The following is a 17,647-nucleotide window of genomic DNA, read 5'->3' as shown; positions in this document are numbered from 1 at the left end:
ATAGTGTTCACGAGGTGGGTCAGAATTAGATGCAAATCAAACGTAAAAGTGGGTCAACTCTGCCTGCAAATCAACAGTCGAGCTGAAAGTCTCCGCCTGAATGGCCGGGCAGCGGCCCTTCAGAAGATCATCCGACAGATGCGCGACTTCCAAATTTCACCGGAAGATATTCAAGCCGCATACGCACAGAAAAAGGCCGCGCGGCTTAAGCGAAAGACGGCCCAGGGCAAAGGGGACTCTCGTAGCGTTGTGGCACCGAAGTACCGGCATCCAGAGTCCGGCGACACTTGGAGTGGCCGTGGACGCGCACCCCGCTGGCTCGCCGCGGCCGAGCGCGCCGGCGCCAGTCGGGAACATTTTCTCATCTGACAGCGAGAAGCAGCCTGATTGCGGCGGGCAATTCACCGGCACGCACCTTGTCGCGTTCGTCGAAGGAAAGTAGTTCGCTCTGATGCTTGCGGGACAGCCCCCATCGTCTCTGTGGTCAGTACCGGAACAGTCCATTGTGCCTTGCGGGCGTTACAGGCCACCCGCGTCAGCGCGTGCGTACCGAAAGCCCCGTGCCCTGCCATACCACTTCCGGACGTGACGACAGGCCGAGCCTTCGCATGGGGCACGAACATCACTGCGAAGAGCCCGGAGCAGTGAGGACAAGCGGCCGTCCCTCGCCGTTGCTCACTCAAATCGCTGCTCGCGCTCGCTATTGATCGAGTTCTCCTTCTCACGCAGTTGAACGATCGCCAGCTTTAGAAGCGCCAATTTTTCACCCACGAGAGCCCGCAACTCCGTATCCGAGACTTCAAGCAACTCCGCGAACGCACGGGATCTGGCGTCAAAAATGTCGGCAAGAGAGCCGGACCAGCTGTCTGGGTGAACGCGATCGAACAAGATCTCAACGAAGGCGCGCTTGTCGCGCGCAGCGTCGAAAAGAGACTTCGCGTGGGTGCTCAAAGTCACACTGTCGGGAACCGCCTGAGGTTGGCCGACGGCCTTCGTTGGAACATAAGCGGTGAGTGTATTTGCGATTTTCATAATCCGCCCTTCATCACCACGGCACCAACTCAATATTCTTTCTACTGGGACGCAGTTCAGTGTCGGCTCATCGCTCATAGACACGCTATCACTGAACAGTTCCCTCGCAAAATCGAGTTCCCCTTCGCTACCATTGAACATTTCGTCCAGGAGCCACTCCGGGTATTTGACCGCTAGGGCGGACGTGATTTCTCGCGATTCGAAAGCGTATAGCCTCCGGCTGCGGATTCCGTCACAGAATGCGTAGATTAGCTGACGGACTTCCTGCTCCGGCGCGTCGGGCGTTAATGTCGCGTCGAGAACAAGTTCAATTCCATGCCGTTGCCGAGGGCCACGTTCACCCCTCTCTTGCGATACGAGAATGTAAATGGCAGACCAGGCTACACGCCGAATCTCCTCCGACAGCGGCATCCCGCGGCTGCGGTTTAACCGCATGTGAACGATCCATATGGTAGACAAATAGCCTTGCTTCAACTCATTAATTTCTGCCAGCAGCTTCGCCATATCGGCGTCGGAAAGTGCGTCGCCGGAACCATGACCTAGATGCTCAAAACGCCAAGCCTCGATCTCTCCTTCCTTCGCCAAGGTAAGGAGGGTTTGGAAAAGCGGCGGAGAAATGGGAACTGCAGTAAGCATCGAAACGGAGAAAGACGACAAACCGGGGGTCGCTACTATGCTCTGGAGCATCTTGACCGCATCTTCCGAGTCATGCACGCCGCTAATGAAACCGCTCAGCAATTGAGGATTGGATTGTTCAGTTTGGTGTTTCTGAAAGGATCCGATAAGCGCAGAGAACGTCTCAAAAACGTTCGATGACCCTCTTGCCAAACCTTTGCCGAACTGAAACAGCGGCTGAGCGTTGCAGTGCCAAAGTCTTGTACCCAAGCGATCGAGATGCTGAGGCTCGGTTGCGACCAATTCGCCGAGCGCCTGCGCCCTTTCGAATATGTCGTGCGCACTGTCACTGAAGGTGCCCCGGAGTTCGGCATGCTCCCAAACGTCAACCAGCACGTAAGCCTCGATCTCCGCGTATGTGTCTGCGGGTGCAGCCAAACGCTCGAGAACTCGGATTTGGTCAAGCATATCGGCAGAGTGACGGTCGCTCGCGAAATGGAGGGCCTTCTTGATGCTCATCCACATCGCCGGCCACCTGCCCCCGGCCGCATGCTCGCGTACGATCGGTTCGAGTACCTCTAAACACTCTTGGATCCAGCAAAGGCTGCGAAAATGTGCGGCCAAGATCGACTTGACGGCTTCTTTTGTGCTCGGGACACCCGAGCGTAACCCAGACTCCAGCAGCTTAATATGATCCACGTACCAGGCAGTTTGCTGGGTGTGACTATCTGGCGACCAGCCGGGTCCCCTTTTCCTCGCCCCAAAGTGAAACGTGCCCACTGACGTCCAGCTGCGAGTTTCGAAAGCCGAGCGGCAGAGCTCCCTCGCAATATCCATGTGTCTGGGGATGCCAGAGCCTAGCAGCTTGCCAATAAAGGCTTGGCGACGAAGCGGTGTTGCCTCTGTCCCTGAGAGACGAACCGAGAACAACCTGCGCATCTGTTCGACCACACTATGATTGTTCTCCCCTGGGGCCTCACCTTCGGCGAACAATAAGAGTATGCCCACTGCGCAGTCAAAGTGCTCATCCTCATATGCGAGACGGCAAAGGAGGCGAACGAAGCGCACGAAATGCGCATTCTGCCTCGATGCAAACCGGCGGTCGTGCGCCGCCCGCTTAATAGCCCGAAGCACCACTTCAGGAAAAAGTGGGGCAAGGAATTCCCACACCACCAAGCCTGACTCACTGCACGTGGCAATGTCTGCAAGAGGCAAGGCCGGTTCGAGCCAAGTGGCTGCGAGGCGCTGGGCAGCCTCTATGTCATGCAAGTAACCGAGACGATGCGCACACGATTGGAGTAGGCGCACGTTTCCGGGCTTGAATAGTTCTGCATTGATATCCTCGGGTGGTATATTTTCCAGCGCGCGTTTGGCTAGTCGGTTAGCTAACGCGTGAGGGAGGATCGCGCGCCAGTTGCCCCGAGACTGGGCTAATTGGCGCCGCAGCAGTTCTGCTTGATCCTTGTATAAGGTTTGGCGCGCTATACCGGCGACCGCCGAAATTCCTCCCAACTCGTCACCCTCAGCGCGCGAGGCGTTAAAGGAGTACACGAGCGCCAGAGCTTCAGCACTTTGCAACAGGCTCGATGAGTCTCCTTTTCGCTGCATGAATAGTCTTCTAAAAAGATCTTCATCAGAAAAGTTTGACAGCGACTCGCCTGTTCCGACCTGGCTTGCTAAAGCGATTGCTACTCTCGCATTTCCCCCCGCGAACTCCGCTATGCGTTCAGCATTCACTGCCCCGATGCCCGGGATGCGTTTTTGTACGAGCCGAGCCACCATTTCCTCGCTGGACGGCTCAAGGTAGATAACGACGGTTTCCTCAGGCTTATCATCCGAAATGTCATACTCAATCGTGAGCAGACGCAAGCATGCTCCGCTGGATGCGACTTGCCTTTGCAGGCTTCGATGCACGTCCGGCGGACAGTTATCCAATACCACGTACGTAGTGAACCGGTTGGCTATTAGATAAACAAGGAGTTCGGAGGCGGTCGGAGTCAGATCGTTCCCAAGATCAGCGTAGATGACATCACTTGCAGGCAAAGAATTCAGCCCCACGTCGCTCTCGAACATGGCCTGCACGAAACGCGTTTTACCTACGCCGGATAGCCCCATAACGCGAACGGTGCTTCCAGGTTCGCGAAGTCTATCCCTCGCGAGATGCAGACCCTCCAACACGGGGACCATGTCTCGGTGGTCGGGGGCAAGGACGCACGGGTGGTTGTCAACCAGGAACTGGTCGTCGAAGCCTGGGGGAGTGCCCGCCCATCGTTCAAAAGGCCTCCAGCCTGCCAATGGCTTTCCGAGGCGGGAGCGCACCCAAAGCGCGACTCCTGGGTGTCTTCGAAGCCACGCGTGCAGTCGATCTCGCCCGTAAAAATCCACTCTTAGTTTGTCAGCATCTGGCAGGGCAGCAACCGCCTCTTTCATGCCCGCCAGTCGCTCAGAAAGCATCTTTCCTGAACAATCGTCCTTGCCACTGACAATGATGTACGCACCTCGCCTAGAGGCGAGGTCCATCAGAACCTTCTTAGGTGCGCCGCTCTCCTCCATTTCGGCTCGGCACGCCGCCTTACTCATGGGGTGTTTTTTTACTTGAAAGCCTGTGGAGGGCCGTGGAATATAGGCAGAATCATCGATTCCGTGGGCGGCTTCGACTTGTACGTCGAGGCCTCCATCGGGAGCCTCCTGAGCCCCTCCCCAAAAAACTCGGGACGGGGGAATGCCGCTTTGGAGTAGCTCGGCTTCGCACAAACGTCCCACAAGCTCGCGCAAATCGGCGTCGTTCAGTTCGGAAATGTCACGCGCTTGGAGTTCAAAGAATATCATCTGTGTTCGAGAAAGCCGGCGTAAATCAGCTCTTGATCAATAGTCGCGGTAATTAAGTATAGGCACACCGACCGGAATCCGAGGAGCTCGCGATTAGCCCGTGAGCTTGGCGTCAAGTGACGAGTGAGGAGCGGGCGAGAGGTCGACTACGATCTTTCTCGACTTCAAATTCAACGGGGCTTGGTAAACGGAGCGATGGCCTTTGAGGTGTCGCTGGCGTGCCAGCAAAACATGAATGAAGCCGGTGCCCACAACACCCCGTGCCCGAGGTTCTTTAATTGTCACTTCGCTCACCAAGCCATGCTTGGAGAATGCACGCGTCAATTTACGCGCTAGGCGTTCAGCGGTCGCCGCGTGTGCCAACAATGTAGAGTCCAACGTCAGCGTTTGTAGCCCGCCCGCGCGGGCCATGGACGCTACGGACTCGAGATCTGCGAAGGCGCCGTCCCATCGGCTCGCGCTGGTCTGATTGCGTGCCCGAAGGGTGTTCAGGTGGATATGCCAGTTCCCGTTGCCGCGATTGGTGACGGTGAGTACGCGGCCGGAGTAGTTGAACACAGCGAACACTGGCAGCGGCGCCAGCAGGAGCAGGACAAGTGCCCAAATAGGGAGCAGGTAAGGCAGCAAAAAAAGTGCGACTGCGATGAAGGAAATCAGAATCGTGAGCAACACATGCTGCAGGCCAATCGGCGACCGCGCGGCCAGGATGAAAGCTCTGCGGCCGATATGCGTCCGGGAAAGCCTCGATGTCAAGAACATGACGGGAGGTTGAAGGGTGTGATGAGCCGCGTAACCGAGAAGTGCGCCGACTACGTAGGCTACAAAGCGAGGAAAACGGAGGAGGGTTGCCACTGGGTGTCCTTTTAGTTTTGACTCCGACATACTATTTCCCAGACGCGGCAAACCCAAGCCAACTTCGAACCGTTTTCAGAAAGATCGCATTTTCCTTGATGTGTGTTCCGCCGCGCCAGGTCGCCCTTTGAGCTCCTCATCAACCGGTGCTTATCTTCGAAGCCGCCAGACAAGCAGACCCCCTGAAGACTCTTGGCGACGGGGAAGCCCGGGCATCGACTGCTAGGGGCAAGTGTTTAGCCGCTAAACACCAAGTCAAAAGACAATCATCTGAACCCGTGGATATGTGGATGATCGCTTCGCGACCACTCGGCTCGCTGCGCTCAACCCGTGGACAACCGCTGATGGACAAACGGTGGACAGGCTGCGCCTGCCCACCGTTTGTCCACAGGGTGTGCCCACCGGCTACCCGAGTTTCACCCACATACCCACCGGCTCCCATTTTCCAGTCATGAGATACAGAAGGTCAAAACAGCAGCTCGACTGACCCGGCAAGGGTGATTGAGCCGCTTAGCGCTTCGCTGGGGTCGGCACGTAATTGATCGCCGCCATCGCCTTGCTGATGGATTGCGGGGTGTAGTCGTTCCAAGGCGAGTTCGCTACGTCCAACCGGTCGTGAATGTTTGAGATCGTCCACTGTGCGCCGCTAGTCACGCTTCCCAACTCGTCCCAGGACAGGGGCACTGATACGCCCAGCCCTGGTCTCGCACGAGCCGACCAGGCCGCAGCGGTTGTCGCACCGAAGCCGTTGCGCAGGTAGTCCACGAAGATCTTGCCCACACGGTTCGTGGGACCGCTCTTGGCCACGAACAGCTGCGGTAGGGTCCGTGCCAAGTGAAGCACCATGGCCGCCGAGAAGCCTTTTACGACGTCCCACTCGTACTGCCGGCGCAAGGGCACGACCACGTGCAAGCCTTTTCCCCCACTCGTCTTCAGCCAGCCCTCCAGCCCTACGCCCTGCAGGAGCACGCGCACCAGCTGCGCTGCCTGTTGAACCGCCTGCCAGCTGACTCCTTCGCCCGGATCAAGGTCGAGGATCAGCCTGTCGGGCTTCTCTATGGCCGTCTTTACCGCGTTCCAGGTATGGAACTCGATGACATTCATCTGCGCGGCCGACATGACCGCGTCTGGAGTAGGGACCTCGAGTAAGGCTGGGTGGCCGGGGTGAAGCCGCTCTGGCAAGGAAGCAACGCCCGGCATTGCGGCATCCAGGTGCTTCTGGAAGAACAACTGGCCCTGGATACCACTCGGGGCGCGTACGAAGGACACGGGGCGACCCTTCAGATGCGTCACCAGGAGAGGTGCAACCAGGCCGTAATAGCGGGCGAGATCGAGCTTCGTCAAACCGGTCGACGGATCAATGACGCGCTCGGGATTGGATAGCTTTCCGGCCTTCGCTCGCGCGATAGGCGATCGCGTTGCGGTTTTCGTCGGCGCCGGCACCGACTCCGGTTCGACCGCGCTGGTTGGCACGGCCCGTTCCCTTGTGATCGCAGGCGCCGGCTTGTCCGTTCGAAGGCCGCGGAACGTCGCGTGGCGGACGTGGCCACCTTCGGTCCATTCCGCGAACGACACCTCGCACACGAGGATAGGCTTCACCCACTGTACGTCGCGCACGGACTTCGGCTTTCCGGCGGTGATTGGAGTGGCCTTCTGGTTCAAAGCACTGAGCGCCTTGTGGATGTCGGCCAGGCCGCGGTCATCGAAGCCGGTGCCTACGCTGCCGGCGTACCGCAACGCGGCGCCTTCATGCACGCCCAGCAAAAGCGCGCCGAAGCCGACTCGGCCACCCTTGGGAGCCGTGTATCCCACGATGACAAACTCTTGGCGCTGCGCGCACTTGATCTTCACCCAATCATCAGTGCGGCTCGATATATACCGCGCCGACTGGCGCTTGGCCATGATTCCCTCCAGACCCATACGGCATGCGGACGCGACCAGGTCTGCGGGAGAGGCCTGGAAGGCCTCGCTAAAGCGGACGATGTCATCCTGGCCTGCAGCGACCAGCTGTGATAGCAGCGCACGGCGTACGCGAAGCGGCTCCCCTCGAATGTCCCGCCCGGCAATATAGGGCAGGTCGAACGCATAGAAGATGATGTTGGCGGTGCGCTTGCCATCGAAGGCGTTCTGCAGCGCCTGGAAACTCGGCACGCCGTTGTCGGCCAGGACGACAATCTCGCCGTCGATCCAGGCTGATCCAACGTTCAGACGCTGGATGGACGCGACCAGATGAGGCAGCTTGTCACTCCAGTCGTGCCCATTGCGGGTAAACATCTGAACCCTCGCGCCTTCGACTCGGGCCATCATCCGGTATCCGTCAAACTTGACCTCATAAAGCCAGTCGTCGCCGTGGCGAGGGACACCATCGACCAGGGTGGCCAACTGGGGCTTCAAGGACTCGGGCAATTCCGCCTGAGAGCCTGGAAGGCCAGACGAAGTGCCCCCGCCGCCCCTACTTGTCCGAACGGCCGGGCGCGTGGGCGGGGTACGAGGGCGCGGGGCAATAGTGGGGTCACTCATGACCGTCTGGTGGAGCCGTCAGGACGAATAGCCACGGCGGGTGCCTTCCTGCGCCTTCGCCCGACATTCGGACTAGTGCCCACCGGCCGTGCAAAAGCAGGCCGCGAAGGCAGAATCGTAAGTGGCCACTACGATATCCCTCTGAATCGCCGACGGAGTACCAAATGCCGGCGTCCCAGGTGTACGCGGGTGCTGGGCTACGAGAGAAAACCGCCGCGCCTTTGGAGAACCGCCTGTAGGGCGCGCACACAGTCGGTTGCTCGACTGCGATGCGCCTTGTTTTGGTATCGGTGGGAACTCCGTTTAGCACCTTCCATCGTCGCGCGAGGCCGCCCCGTGCGAGGACGAGCTCGAACTGTTCGGGCCGTATAAGCGACCGATAGATGACAAATCTGCCACCGTTGCTCACCACCGGAATGCCTCTTCAAAGGTCGTGCGCCGGTTGCTAGGGCTGCGCGGTCAAATGTTTCCGGACTGCGGCCGCAGATACGCCAACGGCTTGCACCGCCGCGCGAAGCTGATCTTCCGTTACGCCCAGTTCCTTCGTCCAATACCGTAGCTCATGGGACTCGTTCACATTGATGCGCGACCGGTCCTGCGCACCCCGTTGATTCAAGTCGTCGGACATGGAAACCTCCTTCGTTGAACAGGTGGGGAGGTTCAGCAAATCACGTGCCTAATTCGACTGTTGCGTCATGGAAGTGTTTAGCTGCTAAACGTTTTGGCTTGCCGGAAGCAGATAGCGATACAAGGTTCAGCAGCTAAACGCCCGCTTTGAGCATCAAATCAAGAGCGCCCCGGTTGGGGCGCTTGGTCTTGACGAACCGGCTAGTTGGTAACAGGCCTGACATTGGATCGCGTCTGCTGGGCGCAGACTCCAAATGGGCTGGCAGATCGTTTGGCCCCGCGGTTGGCCACCTCTCGCTTCCAGCCTTCTTACCAGGCGGTCACGCGCTGAATCCAGTCGCCTGGAGATTCTCCAGTGTGCGCCGGCATCGCAGACGCCTTCAGATATGGGCAATCCAAGAGGCTCAGTCCCTTGCGAGCAGCCTCTGCGCCCCGCTTCTGGATGTCGTCGAGCATGACATACCCTCCAAAAGTTGCGAGCCCCCAGTATGCCTGCTAAACATCGTTTGACTCAATGGTGCGCCGGTACTGGGGAAAGGGTGCTTTTACCTGGGCGCCATCCCCTTGCGCAGCTTTTCCGGCGCTTCCAGTAATTCCCGAACCATCTGCTCTTGCTCGCCGACACACGGTTCGTCGGACAGGATCTCCAACCACTCGTCGTATACGGGCGCCAGCACGCCGGACGGTCGCTTGAAACAGCCCGACAGCTGCTTGGTGCGAAGGATGAAGGAGCGATAGCGCTTGACCTCCTGCAGGAGCGCCAGCACGTCGACATCGCTGATCTTACCGTCCGGGCCGCGATGGCGGTCTTGGATTGCACGCAACTGTTCTACACGGAGCGGGGGATTGAAAGGCATAGCGCTAATAATACTGTATGGACATCCAGTATAAACACGCCTAGAATCCGCACCATATCGCCCCAATTTCCGTGGGCAGCGTGGGACTGTAGCCATGATCGATCCAGAAGATTGGCGCCGTATGGACGACTACTACTGGGCGGGGCCGCCCGGGTGGACCATCTGCCGCGTTTGGGTGGATGGCCTTTACCAGCACGAGCTATGGCACAGCAGGGGAGATACGCCGCGCCTGATCGGCATGCGCGCTTCCTTCGAAGCCGCGCTTGCGTTGTTCGATCACCAGTCTCGCTCCTAACCTCAGATTGGGTCGATGGCGTCTGGCAACTGATACTTCGAATTGCCGACTTCTTGCCGGACCGGATGCCACGTGAAAGCGTCCTCGGGCACGTCTTCGTGCAGCAGATCCCGCGCATCTCTGGCCGAGATTGACGGGTCAATCCAGCGTTGCGCGATGTCCGCAGGCAGGGCGACTGGACGCCGCGCATGGATGTCTACCATTCCGCCCTTGGTGTCGTTGGTCACGATCGCAAAGCCGTGAGCGGCATCCAGCGGCGCGCCCGGCGACCAGGCCGTCAATGCGGCAAAGTAGAGCGGGCCATGACCCTGGCTGTAGTGGGGCTGCTTGGTACCGTCCGCCAGCACGGGCCATTCGTACCAACCGTCCGCCGGCACAAGGATGCGGCCAGCTCCGATGAGAAAGCGCCAAGGCCACCCATTCTTTAGGATGGTCTCCAGCTTGGCATTGCTCATGAAGTGTTTGGAATCGGGACGCTTGTAACCCCAGGGGAGCCTGGCGATGGCCTCGGTGCCTTCAGTCAGGCGATGCAAAGTGAGCGGGCGCGTGCCCGGGGGTATGTTGAATCGCGGCCCCGCTGGGTCCGCGAAGATCTGGCTTTGGTTGGTAAAGATCCGCTCAACGTAGTCCAGCGGACCCGACTTCTGGACGATTCGACCGCACATCGATCACCTCTGTGAATGCAGATGTCCGGCCAGTATAGGCTCGGGCATGCCGTCCTGCAGGAGACCCACCAGGGGGAGAGGGCAGTCTTGCGTCTTTGGCGATTGTGACACGCTGTTCTCGCCGTCAAGTGCTGCGCAACGCCGGCGGCGCCGGCGCCGCTTGCGCCAGGGCCGGCAGGCCACTTGACCGCTCCGCTGCAGCGTATCCCAGGATCGCCGGGCAATCCCGCCCGGCACTGGAGATCCAGCAATGCAGCATTCCATCGCGTTCAATACCATCGATCACGCCGTCGGCGCGCTCTTCGTGCAGGATTCCGCTGGCGCGGTGCGCCCGGCCGCGCCGAAAGATATCCTCGCTGCGGCACGTGAGGTCGTCCTGCAGGAGATCCAGCAGGGCCAACACATGGATTCGCCAAAGCGCGTGCGCGAGTTCCTGCAGCTGCGCCTGAACCTCAGTCTGGAGCACGAAGTGTTCGGCATCATGTACCTGAACCCGCGCGCCGCCAACGTCCTGGACCACTTGGTCGTGGCCGGCAGCAGGATCGTCTCGTTCGCAGAGAAGGGCATCATGCCCTGACCTGCAGTGCCGGGCCTGGCGCTGGTGTCAGGTCCGAGGCCCAAATTCGCCCAGCTGTGCATCCAGGCAATGGAATTTTCGACTCATGGTTATGGAAGCATGCCATATGTCTAGTGGGAAAGTAATGTCAGTGCACCCCATCTCAAGAAGATTGCGTGCGCAGCTTAAGCAGCACGCTCACTGCTTTCGTGAGCTCGGCTTCGTCCTTTGTCACCTGAGCTACCGCTTCTGCTAGGTTACCCAATACCACCCGTACGCTCTCAGCCCGTTCAAGACACTCCTCGTCCGTCATATTGTGGACGCCATGGCTCAGTGCTGCGTGTAGCAATTTCAAAGGACTATGGCCTTGGATGAGTAGCTGTTCGGGCATGACATCTTTCGCCATTTCCAGCGACTTCGAAAACTGAGTCTCCGCCGCCGCAGCCCGAAGTACCTCCAATTTTCCCGCCTCCATCTTTAACTTTCCTGCGGCGGCGATGATTCCGTCGAAGATCTTTGCACGCTGCATCTCCACCACTCGCCGATAGTAGGAGAATGCGCCAACGCCTAAGCCCTGGTTTTCACAACGGCGCCCTTTTAGAAAGGTCTCTCGTTCGGGGCCGATCAATGACATAAGTTTTGAAGGGACCGGAGGACCGTACGGCGGTCGTTCTCCCACCTTTGAAACTACCGCGGCCTTGGTGTCGGTACGAATCACTTCCAAGATAAAAACTCTTCGTGTGTCACCGCAATTTGCACAGTGGTAAGCGAGTCGCGGGTACGAGGGGATAGAAGCGGAGACATCTCTATCGCATTCGTCCGTCGCTAGTTCAAAGTACCGTTCACCGTTGCACAACTTGCCTTCGCAGTGCATAAGCAAGTCGTCGGGCGCTTTGAGCTGATATCCAAGCCCTGGATAATAGTCAAGGGCTTCGTTAATGAAGCCTGCCGTGCCCGGGGGACGTTTTAGCAAGAGCGTGTTTATTGAAAGTTCGCTTGGTTGTGTCGTCATGGTTAATTTGCCTGCGGCTCCTGAGGAGTTTGACGGGTCCGAATTCGCATTTGGATCATACTGCCGCGGCATTACGGGATGGACCGCCTCATAAGCGGAAGCGGAATCACGTTTTTTGCAGAGTAGGGCCAGCTCGTGTGATCCGCAACGCCGGGCCTGGCGCTGGTGTCAGGCCTTGGGCGCATCTTTGCCCTGCGCGCACCGCGGGCAAGGGGCTTTCGCGGCATATAGCCGCTCGCTGCGCTCGCTTTATATTCCACGTCCCCTTGCCCCCGGCGCTTGTTCCGCAGGGCGCCAGTGCTCCCGTCCCGCCACCCGGCCGGGCCCTACTTCTGAGGAGCACGACATGACCCAAGCCACTCTTTCCGTCGCACGCCTGGTTCCCGATGGCGATCGCATGGACTTTCTGCCCAAGGCGTTCGGGCGCCGCCTGATGTTGCGCGGCGAGATCAGTGTCTACAACTGGCTCGACCGTCTTTCGAAGGAGTACGCGGGCGGCTATTGGCACTACTACGACATCCCGAACGGCTTCTACATGGCGCCGGCCGACTACGACAAACTTCGCATCGAATGGCCGATGAACTGGTGCGATCGCACCATGTCGGCAGACGCTGCCGGCATCGTGGCCACGCTTTACGCCCTCTGCGAATTGTGCGGTCAGTATCCCAGCGACAACCTGGTCGAGAAGTACCACGCCCTGCGCGACTTCGCCGGCGAACACGCCGAGGCAAACGCCATCTTCGCGGCGATCGATTGACGCCATCCCGGCCCGCTTCGGCGGGCCTTTTTTCTTCTGCGCGCAATTAGGCCATCGTCGCTCAGCCCCTGCTAAGCGGCGCTGCACGGGAACGCGTGCGCTTCGAACGAAGACCGTTGAAAGCCATACGGGGTGGCGGGTCTGCTTTCCCGGTCAGGATGCCACGTCGTTCTCGCGTTCAAGTGCGGCGCGCTACCGGCTGTGCCGCCAGCGCTTGCGGCCGCGGCCGTCTTCGACACTTGAGCGCTGCGCTGCGCCGTGCCTCTCAAGTTCCGGGCATTCCCGCCCTGGCAACCGGAGAGACCACATGGCCAAAACTTCAAATGCACAACAGCGTCGCTTTCTGAACAACACCGACGCCCACCAGAAGGAGATTGTCGGCCTGCTGCGCCAAGTCGCGTACACCCGTGGTATCGATCGCGTCTGGAGCGATTGGGTGGAGATTTGCGCGATCGCATTGGCCCGTGCGGACCTCGCGCAGCGCGACGTGCGCGAGCAGCGCTACCTTCAGGTGATCGCTCAGTATGAGCGGGCCGAACTCGACCTGCTCGTGCAGGCGTTCGCGCACCTGGTGATGTCCTACGAACTACGCGTTGAGGCGGCAGACTTTGGCGATGTCCTGGGAAGCACGTTCATGATGCTGGACATGGGCAACGCAGGCGCCGGGCAGTTCTTCACGCCGTACGAGGTGTCGCGCCTGATGGGCAACATGATGATGGGCAACTGCCAGGCGCTGGTCGACAAAACGAACGCGCAGGGGTTCGTACGGGTACTGGAGCCGGCCTGCGGTGCCGGCGGCATGTTGATCGCAGCTGCGCACGCGCTGCACGATGCGCAACTGAACTATCAACAGTGCATGCACGCGACCGCGATCGACATCGATCAACGCTGCGTGCACATGACGTTCATCCAACTCGCGCTGCTGCACGTGCCGGCGTTGGTTATTCACGGCAACGGCCTGACAGGCGAGTGCCGCGAGCAGTGGTTTACGCCTGCCCATATCCTGGGCGGCTGGCGCGCGCGGCTTCGCCGTCGCGAAGCGGAAGAGGGCGCTCGAGCGCTCCTGCAGGCGCCGGCGGACATTGACGAGGTCGATGTCGACCAGGTCGCGGCCGACAGTACATCGGCCGAGATCGATGCGCCGCTGCTGGCCATTCCGAAGGCCATCCGCCAAGCTGCTGCCGCTGGCCAGATGTCGCTCTTCTAGCGAGGTTGCAGTGGCCCCTGTCGGGGCCTGGCGCGCCGGCGACGCGCCATCTTCGGCACATGCAGACCAACAAGCACTGCACGGAGCACACAGTCGCATCCCCCTCCCGCACGGACGACCGGGCCGCGGCGCGCGCGGCTTTGTAGCCGCGGCCCATCTTCAAGGGCTTTCGCGGCATAAACCGTTCGCTGCGCTCACTATTTATTCCACGTCCCTTGACCGCGCTCTCATGGGCTGCGCCCGCATGCCCCGTGCAGTGCAATGCAGATCGGCTGACATTGCTGCACGCAAGGAGCCAACCATGAGTCGTGTTGTCCTGGGCGATTGCCTGTCCGTTCTCCCCACCTTGCCCGATCGCTGCGTCGATCTGGTTCTGACCGATCCGCCATACCTCGTCAACTACGTGGACCGCTCCGGCCGGAGCATCGCCAACGATCGTACCGACGAATGGCTGGCGCCGGCGTTTGCACAGATGTTCCGCGTCCTTCGCGATGACGCCTTCTGCATTTCGTTCTACGGCTGGAACCGCGTAGACCGATTCTTTGCCGCCTGGCGCGCCGCCGGCTTTCGCGTCGTCGGCCACCTCGTGTTTGCGAAGCAATACCAATCTAAGGCGCGATTTCTGGCGTATCAGCACGAGTCGGCCTACTTGCTGGCCAAGGGTCAGCCGGCGCTGCCGGCCGAGCCCTTGCCGGACGTCATGCCATGGAAGTACAGCGGCAACCGCCACCACCCGACGCAAAAGCCCGTCGAATGCTTGGCGCCGCTGATTGAGTCGTTTAGCCGCCCGCGGGACATTGTGCTGGACCCGTTCGCCGGCTCCGGTTCCACGTGCGTCGCCGCCCGCCAGGTCGGCCGACGCTTCTACGGCATCGAAATGGACCCGAAGTATCACGCCGCCGCGACGCAACGCCTGCAACTCGCCCGTCAAGAAAGGATCGCAGCATGAGCCGGGACGACAACGCAATGACGCAAGGGTTGATCGCCTTCCTGCAGGGCTACGGACGAAACAACCCTGATGGCCTGTCGGCCATTGCCAAGTACGGTGCTTGGCCGGCATTGGCCGCCCGCGAAAACGAGCGCCGCATGGCAGCGCTTATCGAATCCCTGCCGCTGGATGAAGTGCAGGCAATTGCCAGGTCAGAAATCGACCTCAACGCACTCGCCCGCCAGGTGCTGGGCGAGCTAGACACGGAGTGAGCCCCATGGCCATGGTTGAACTTTCCATGGCGGCTCGCGCCGCCATTGCCGACATTGCCAGCCGCCTTCTGAATCTGGAGACGTTGGATTGCCCCGCAGGCGCCAAGCTGGAACTTTACGAGGTGTCTATTTGCCGGTTGCGCGCGGCTTTAGAGGCCGCGTACTTGGCCGGCATGGTGGACCATCATCGCCGAGGGTAGAAAACACGGCGCCGGCATACGCCGGCGCTATGTACTAAAGCGCTCCGCCTCCCGCTACTTGTTTCATGAAGCCAACAGTGATTCCCTCTTGGACTGCTCTGCGAGTTGATGTTTCATTGGCGAATACTTTATCGGCCCCGCCGACACACATGCAACAACCGTTGGCGCCGATCTTTACTTCCGCTCTGAACCCTTTGGCGTCTGCCGAGCGAACAATCCTATACGTGGCCCGGACACCGTGGATAACCATCGTGCCTTCCAAAATTCTCCTCCGATTGGAAACTTTGGCTGCTTTTTTTTTTCGAGAATGCCACGAAAGAAAGCGCACGCCAGTAGGATAAACACGCATCCCGACTGCCTCCGCTTGTGCTAGATTGCGTGCCTCGCGACCCTTGGCACGGTGCCGACATGGATGAGCCGAAGAAGAAACGCCGGACCAAGGAGCGGCCGCCAGTGCTGCACTGCTCGTTTTGCGATAAGTCCCAGCACGAAGTGCGAAAGCTGGTTGCCCGGGGTGACAACGATCAGGTCACGATCTGCGACGAGTGCATTGAAATGTGCATCGGGATCATCAACGAGCAGTCGTTGGTAGAAGCCGAGCATCGTCCGAAAGAATTATTTGACTACATCGTCCGCCAGCATCAACTCATCGATCAGGCGCGGGATCGGGCAAACAAGGCCCTAGATCGTCTGAACGTTTCGCTGCCGCCGTCGACGGATTCTCAGCACTAAGTTGATGGTATTCGGCCTGGCCTGAACGCCGGCGCCGGTCGTTTTCAGATCCAGAGTTCACCCCTGGGCGTGCCCCTACGCCTGCGGCTGCGGGTCGGGCTCTCGCGCTTCGCGTTGAGCCTGGCCAACACCGCCAGTCTCACCCCCTTCGGGGCTTCCATCCTTCCCTCCCTCCGGTCGGCTCACGCCTTCGCGCCTGCCGGCGCTGCGCGCTGTCGCTTGCGGGCCGCCTTGCGGCCAGTATGACCCGCGCTGCGCGCGGGTAGGGCGCTCGGCGCGCGCCTGGCTTTGGTGTCGCCGCCCTGTCTCTCGCAATGCATCCGTCCCCGCGAGCCCTGTCCTAAAACGCCGACCGTACCACTGCGTTCCTCCCTCCAAGGGTCCGGTGCTCACCCGTTCGGTGCTCGCCTACGGCTGCGCTCCGCATGCGGCCTCTGCTCCGGCCCTTTCCAGTCGTCCCTCCGCGGTCACGGACGGCACGGACAGGCCTCACAGGAACGGATGCGAACAACGCGGAGGGAAAGACCATGAACAACCAAATCCAACAAACCCACGCTCGGACGACTTCTTCAGGATCGGGTGGCGTGCGACCTCTCTTTTTGGAGCAAACGAACATGAACGACCACGCGACGCTGAATACCAACATTGTGGCCTTGGCGATAGAGAAATTGCTCGGTGCGCAGGCGCGTCAAGACCGGCGCGGCGTGGACGTGCTGGATATGTGGATTCGGTCGCAAGATCGGCACCGCGAAGAGGTCCGCAAGCTGCTGTGGACGCGGGCAATGGACATGGCCTTCAGCCTGGGCGAAGAAGAATGCAAGGCAGGCCACGAACAGACCGACATGCCCGCGCTGTTGGCAGACGTGCCCGTTCTGGTCGGAGCTTGGACAAGCGGCTGGAACTTCGCCAAGAAGTTGAGCGGCGGGCACGTCCTGGCGCTCGCTGCCAAGTAACCCCTCGACAACCCATCCGCGCAACGAAAGGAGGCTTTCCATGAACGCACCCCAAGAACAGGACACGACCGATACGACTATCGTCCTTTACACCGTCCTGGGAGGCGCTGAATGCGCCTTGACCAAAGCCGCCCTGGCGCAGCGCGGCGTTCAGTACGCCGAACGCAGCGCCATGGATTACGGGACCGCGCTGGCTCGTAATGGCTTTGATTTTGCGCCCGTCGTGACTGTCGCAGTTGAAAACGAGTTCGTTGCTTGGACTGGCCATCGCCCCGACCTCATCGAACTCTTGGCCGACCTGTTGGATACCGGCGTGGTCGACGCGGACGGGTTGCGCGACAGAGAGACGGCCGAGGAAGCCGTTTTGACGCGGTTGCAGGTAGTGCTGCAACTGCGCGACCACCAAGCAAACGCCCAAGACTTCTTTGCCGACCATGGCGATCAGCCGCTGTATCGCGGGCGCGACCTGCTGAACTGGCTCGGCTACTAAACGAAAAGCCCCTACTCGGCTGCAACCGATAGGGGCTTGCACCTCGACCCACCCGTCAAAAGGAGAACCGTGATGAACCACGACTTTATCAGATTGGCGCATGACATGCGCCGCGCCCACCGGCTGGGCCTGAGCTTTCGCATCCCCGCGATGACGATGCGCCAGCTTACCGCCCTCATCGCCGCGCTCGACGCGCCCGAAGTCCCCGCCCAATTGCACTGATCTCGATATCGACCGGAACCCCAATC

The 17,647-nt window shown here is 60.0% G+C and carries 21 protein-coding genes; 12 read left to right on the top strand and 9 right to left on the bottom strand.

Going from position 1 to position 17,647, the window contains the following annotated elements:
• Positions 1 to 369: H-NS family nucleoid-associated regulatory protein (locus tag KVT32_RS21320; protein ID WP_217618829.1), on the top strand; the 369-nt coding region annotated here is incomplete at its 5' end.
• Between the two features lie 306 nt (positions 370 to 675).
• On the opposite strand, the gene KVT32_RS21315 is transcribed toward KVT32_RS21320, so the two are convergent.
• The 7 genes from KVT32_RS21315 to KVT32_RS21285 form a co-directional block, all read right to left on the bottom strand.
• Entirely contained in the window at positions 676 to 4,476 is a 3,801-nt protein-coding gene (locus KVT32_RS21315; RefSeq protein WP_152385271.1) for a hypothetical protein, read from the bottom strand.
• 93 nt (positions 4,477 to 4,569) lie between these two features.
• Entirely contained in the window at positions 4,570 to 5,328 is a 759-nt protein-coding gene (locus KVT32_RS21310; RefSeq protein WP_152385270.1) for a hypothetical protein, read from the bottom strand.
• Positions 5,329 to 5,838: 510 nt separating this feature from the next.
• Positions 5,839 to 7,710, bottom strand: a complete 1,872-nt coding sequence (ligD, locus tag KVT32_RS21305) for a DNA ligase D (RefSeq protein WP_313372282.1) — start codon at positions 7,708 to 7,710, stop codon at positions 5,839 to 5,841.
• A 130-nt stretch (positions 7,711 to 7,840) separates the two neighbouring features.
• Positions 7,841 to 8,158: a hypothetical protein gene (locus KVT32_RS32640; protein WP_313492226.1), complete on the bottom strand. Its 318-nt coding sequence runs from the start codon at positions 8,156 to 8,158 to the stop codon at positions 7,841 to 7,843.
• A 135-nt stretch (positions 8,159 to 8,293) separates the two neighbouring features.
• Positions 8,294 to 8,476, bottom strand: a complete 183-nt coding sequence (locus KVT32_RS21295) for a DUF3606 domain-containing protein (protein ID WP_152385268.1) — start codon at positions 8,474 to 8,476, stop codon at positions 8,294 to 8,296.
• A 308-nt stretch (positions 8,477 to 8,784) separates the two neighbouring features.
• On the bottom strand, positions 8,785 to 8,931 hold the full coding sequence (locus tag KVT32_RS21290; protein WP_180098133.1) for a CrpP-related protein: 147 nt from the start codon (positions 8,929 to 8,931) through the stop codon (positions 8,785 to 8,787).
• An 89-nt stretch (positions 8,932 to 9,020) separates the two neighbouring features.
• The gene (locus KVT32_RS21285; protein WP_371825606.1) at positions 9,021 to 9,299 is read right to left on the bottom strand and encodes a hypothetical protein; all 279 of its coding nucleotides are present in this window, start codon (positions 9,297 to 9,299) and stop codon (positions 9,021 to 9,023) included.
• Between the two features lie 127 nt (positions 9,300 to 9,426).
• Here KVT32_RS21285 and KVT32_RS21280 point away from each other — a divergent pair, with 127 nt between their 5' ends.
• Positions 9,427 to 9,627: a hypothetical protein gene (locus tag KVT32_RS21280; protein WP_152385266.1), complete on the top strand. Its 201-nt coding sequence runs from the start codon at positions 9,427 to 9,429 to the stop codon at positions 9,625 to 9,627.
• Positions 9,628 to 9,629: 2 nt separating this feature from the next.
• On the opposite strand, the gene KVT32_RS21275 is transcribed toward KVT32_RS21280, so the two are convergent.
• On the bottom strand, positions 9,630 to 10,292 hold the full coding sequence (locus KVT32_RS21275) for an SOS response-associated peptidase (RefSeq protein WP_152385265.1): 663 nt from the start codon (positions 10,290 to 10,292) through the stop codon (positions 9,630 to 9,632).
• A gap of 250 nt (positions 10,293 to 10,542) precedes the next feature.
• On the opposite strand from KVT32_RS21275, the gene KVT32_RS21270 reads away from it, so the two are divergent.
• On the top strand, positions 10,543 to 10,869 hold the full coding sequence (locus tag KVT32_RS21270) for a hypothetical protein (RefSeq protein ID WP_152385264.1): 327 nt from the start codon (positions 10,543 to 10,545) through the stop codon (positions 10,867 to 10,869).
• Positions 10,870 to 11,011: 142 nt separating this feature from the next.
• Here the strand turns inward: KVT32_RS21270 and KVT32_RS21265 are convergent, their stop codons facing one another.
• Positions 11,012 to 11,860 (bottom strand): hypothetical protein, encoded by an 849-nt coding sequence (locus KVT32_RS21265; RefSeq protein ID WP_152385263.1) that lies wholly within the window; start codon positions 11,858 to 11,860, stop codon positions 11,012 to 11,014.
• 346 nt (positions 11,861 to 12,206) lie between these two features.
• On the opposite strand from KVT32_RS21265, the gene KVT32_RS21260 reads away from it, so the two are divergent.
• The 9 genes from KVT32_RS21260 to KVT32_RS21220 all read left to right on the top strand — a co-directional run bounded on the left by KVT32_RS21260 (position 12,207) and on the right by KVT32_RS21220 (position 17,621).
• Positions 12,207 to 12,617 carry an antirestriction protein gene (locus tag KVT32_RS21260; RefSeq protein WP_152385262.1) on the top strand — a complete coding sequence of 137 codons (411 nt, stop codon included), beginning with the start codon at positions 12,207 to 12,209 and terminating at the stop codon, positions 12,615 to 12,617.
• Between the two features lie 307 nt (positions 12,618 to 12,924).
• On the top strand, positions 12,925 to 13,824 hold the full coding sequence (locus tag KVT32_RS21255; RefSeq protein WP_152385261.1) for an N-6 DNA methylase: 900 nt from the start codon (positions 12,925 to 12,927) through the stop codon (positions 13,822 to 13,824).
• 301 nt (positions 13,825 to 14,125) lie between these two features.
• A complete protein-coding gene (locus KVT32_RS21250; protein ID WP_057287135.1) occupies positions 14,126 to 14,773 on the top strand; it encodes a DNA methyltransferase in 648 nt (215 codons plus the stop codon).
• The gene (locus KVT32_RS21245) at positions 14,770 to 15,024 is read left to right on the top strand and encodes a hypothetical protein (protein WP_152385260.1); all 255 of its coding nucleotides are present in this window, start codon (positions 14,770 to 14,772) and stop codon (positions 15,022 to 15,024) included. Before KVT32_RS21250 ends, KVT32_RS21245 begins: the two co-directional genes overlap by 4 nt.
• Positions 15,025 to 15,029: 5 nt before the next feature.
• Positions 15,030 to 15,224 carry a hypothetical protein gene (locus tag KVT32_RS21240; protein WP_152385259.1) on the top strand — a complete coding sequence of 65 codons (195 nt, stop codon included), beginning with the start codon at positions 15,030 to 15,032 and terminating at the stop codon, positions 15,222 to 15,224.
• Between the two features lie 408 nt (positions 15,225 to 15,632).
• Positions 15,633 to 15,956: a ClpX C4-type zinc finger protein gene (locus KVT32_RS32635; protein ID WP_152385258.1), complete on the top strand. Its 324-nt coding sequence runs from the start codon at positions 15,633 to 15,635 to the stop codon at positions 15,954 to 15,956.
• Between the two features lie 527 nt (positions 15,957 to 16,483).
• On the top strand, positions 16,484 to 16,909 hold the full coding sequence (locus tag KVT32_RS21230; RefSeq protein ID WP_152385257.1) for a hypothetical protein: 426 nt from the start codon (positions 16,484 to 16,486) through the stop codon (positions 16,907 to 16,909).
• Between the two features lie 40 nt (positions 16,910 to 16,949).
• The gene (locus tag KVT32_RS21225; RefSeq protein WP_152385256.1) at positions 16,950 to 17,399 is read left to right on the top strand and encodes a hypothetical protein; all 450 of its coding nucleotides are present in this window, start codon (positions 16,950 to 16,952) and stop codon (positions 17,397 to 17,399) included.
• A gap of 72 nt (positions 17,400 to 17,471) precedes the next feature.
• A complete protein-coding gene (locus KVT32_RS21220; protein WP_162876433.1) occupies positions 17,472 to 17,621 on the top strand; it encodes a hypothetical protein in 150 nt (49 codons plus the stop codon).
• The last annotated feature ends 26 nt before the right edge of the window (positions 17,622 to 17,647 follow it).

The sequence above is a fragment of the Achromobacter sp. GbtcB20 genome, assembly GCF_019091095.1.
Taxonomy (GTDB): domain Bacteria; phylum Pseudomonadota; class Gammaproteobacteria; order Burkholderiales; family Burkholderiaceae_B; genus Achromobacter; species Achromobacter mucicolens.
This window is presented reverse-complemented; position numbering and strand designations above follow the sequence as displayed.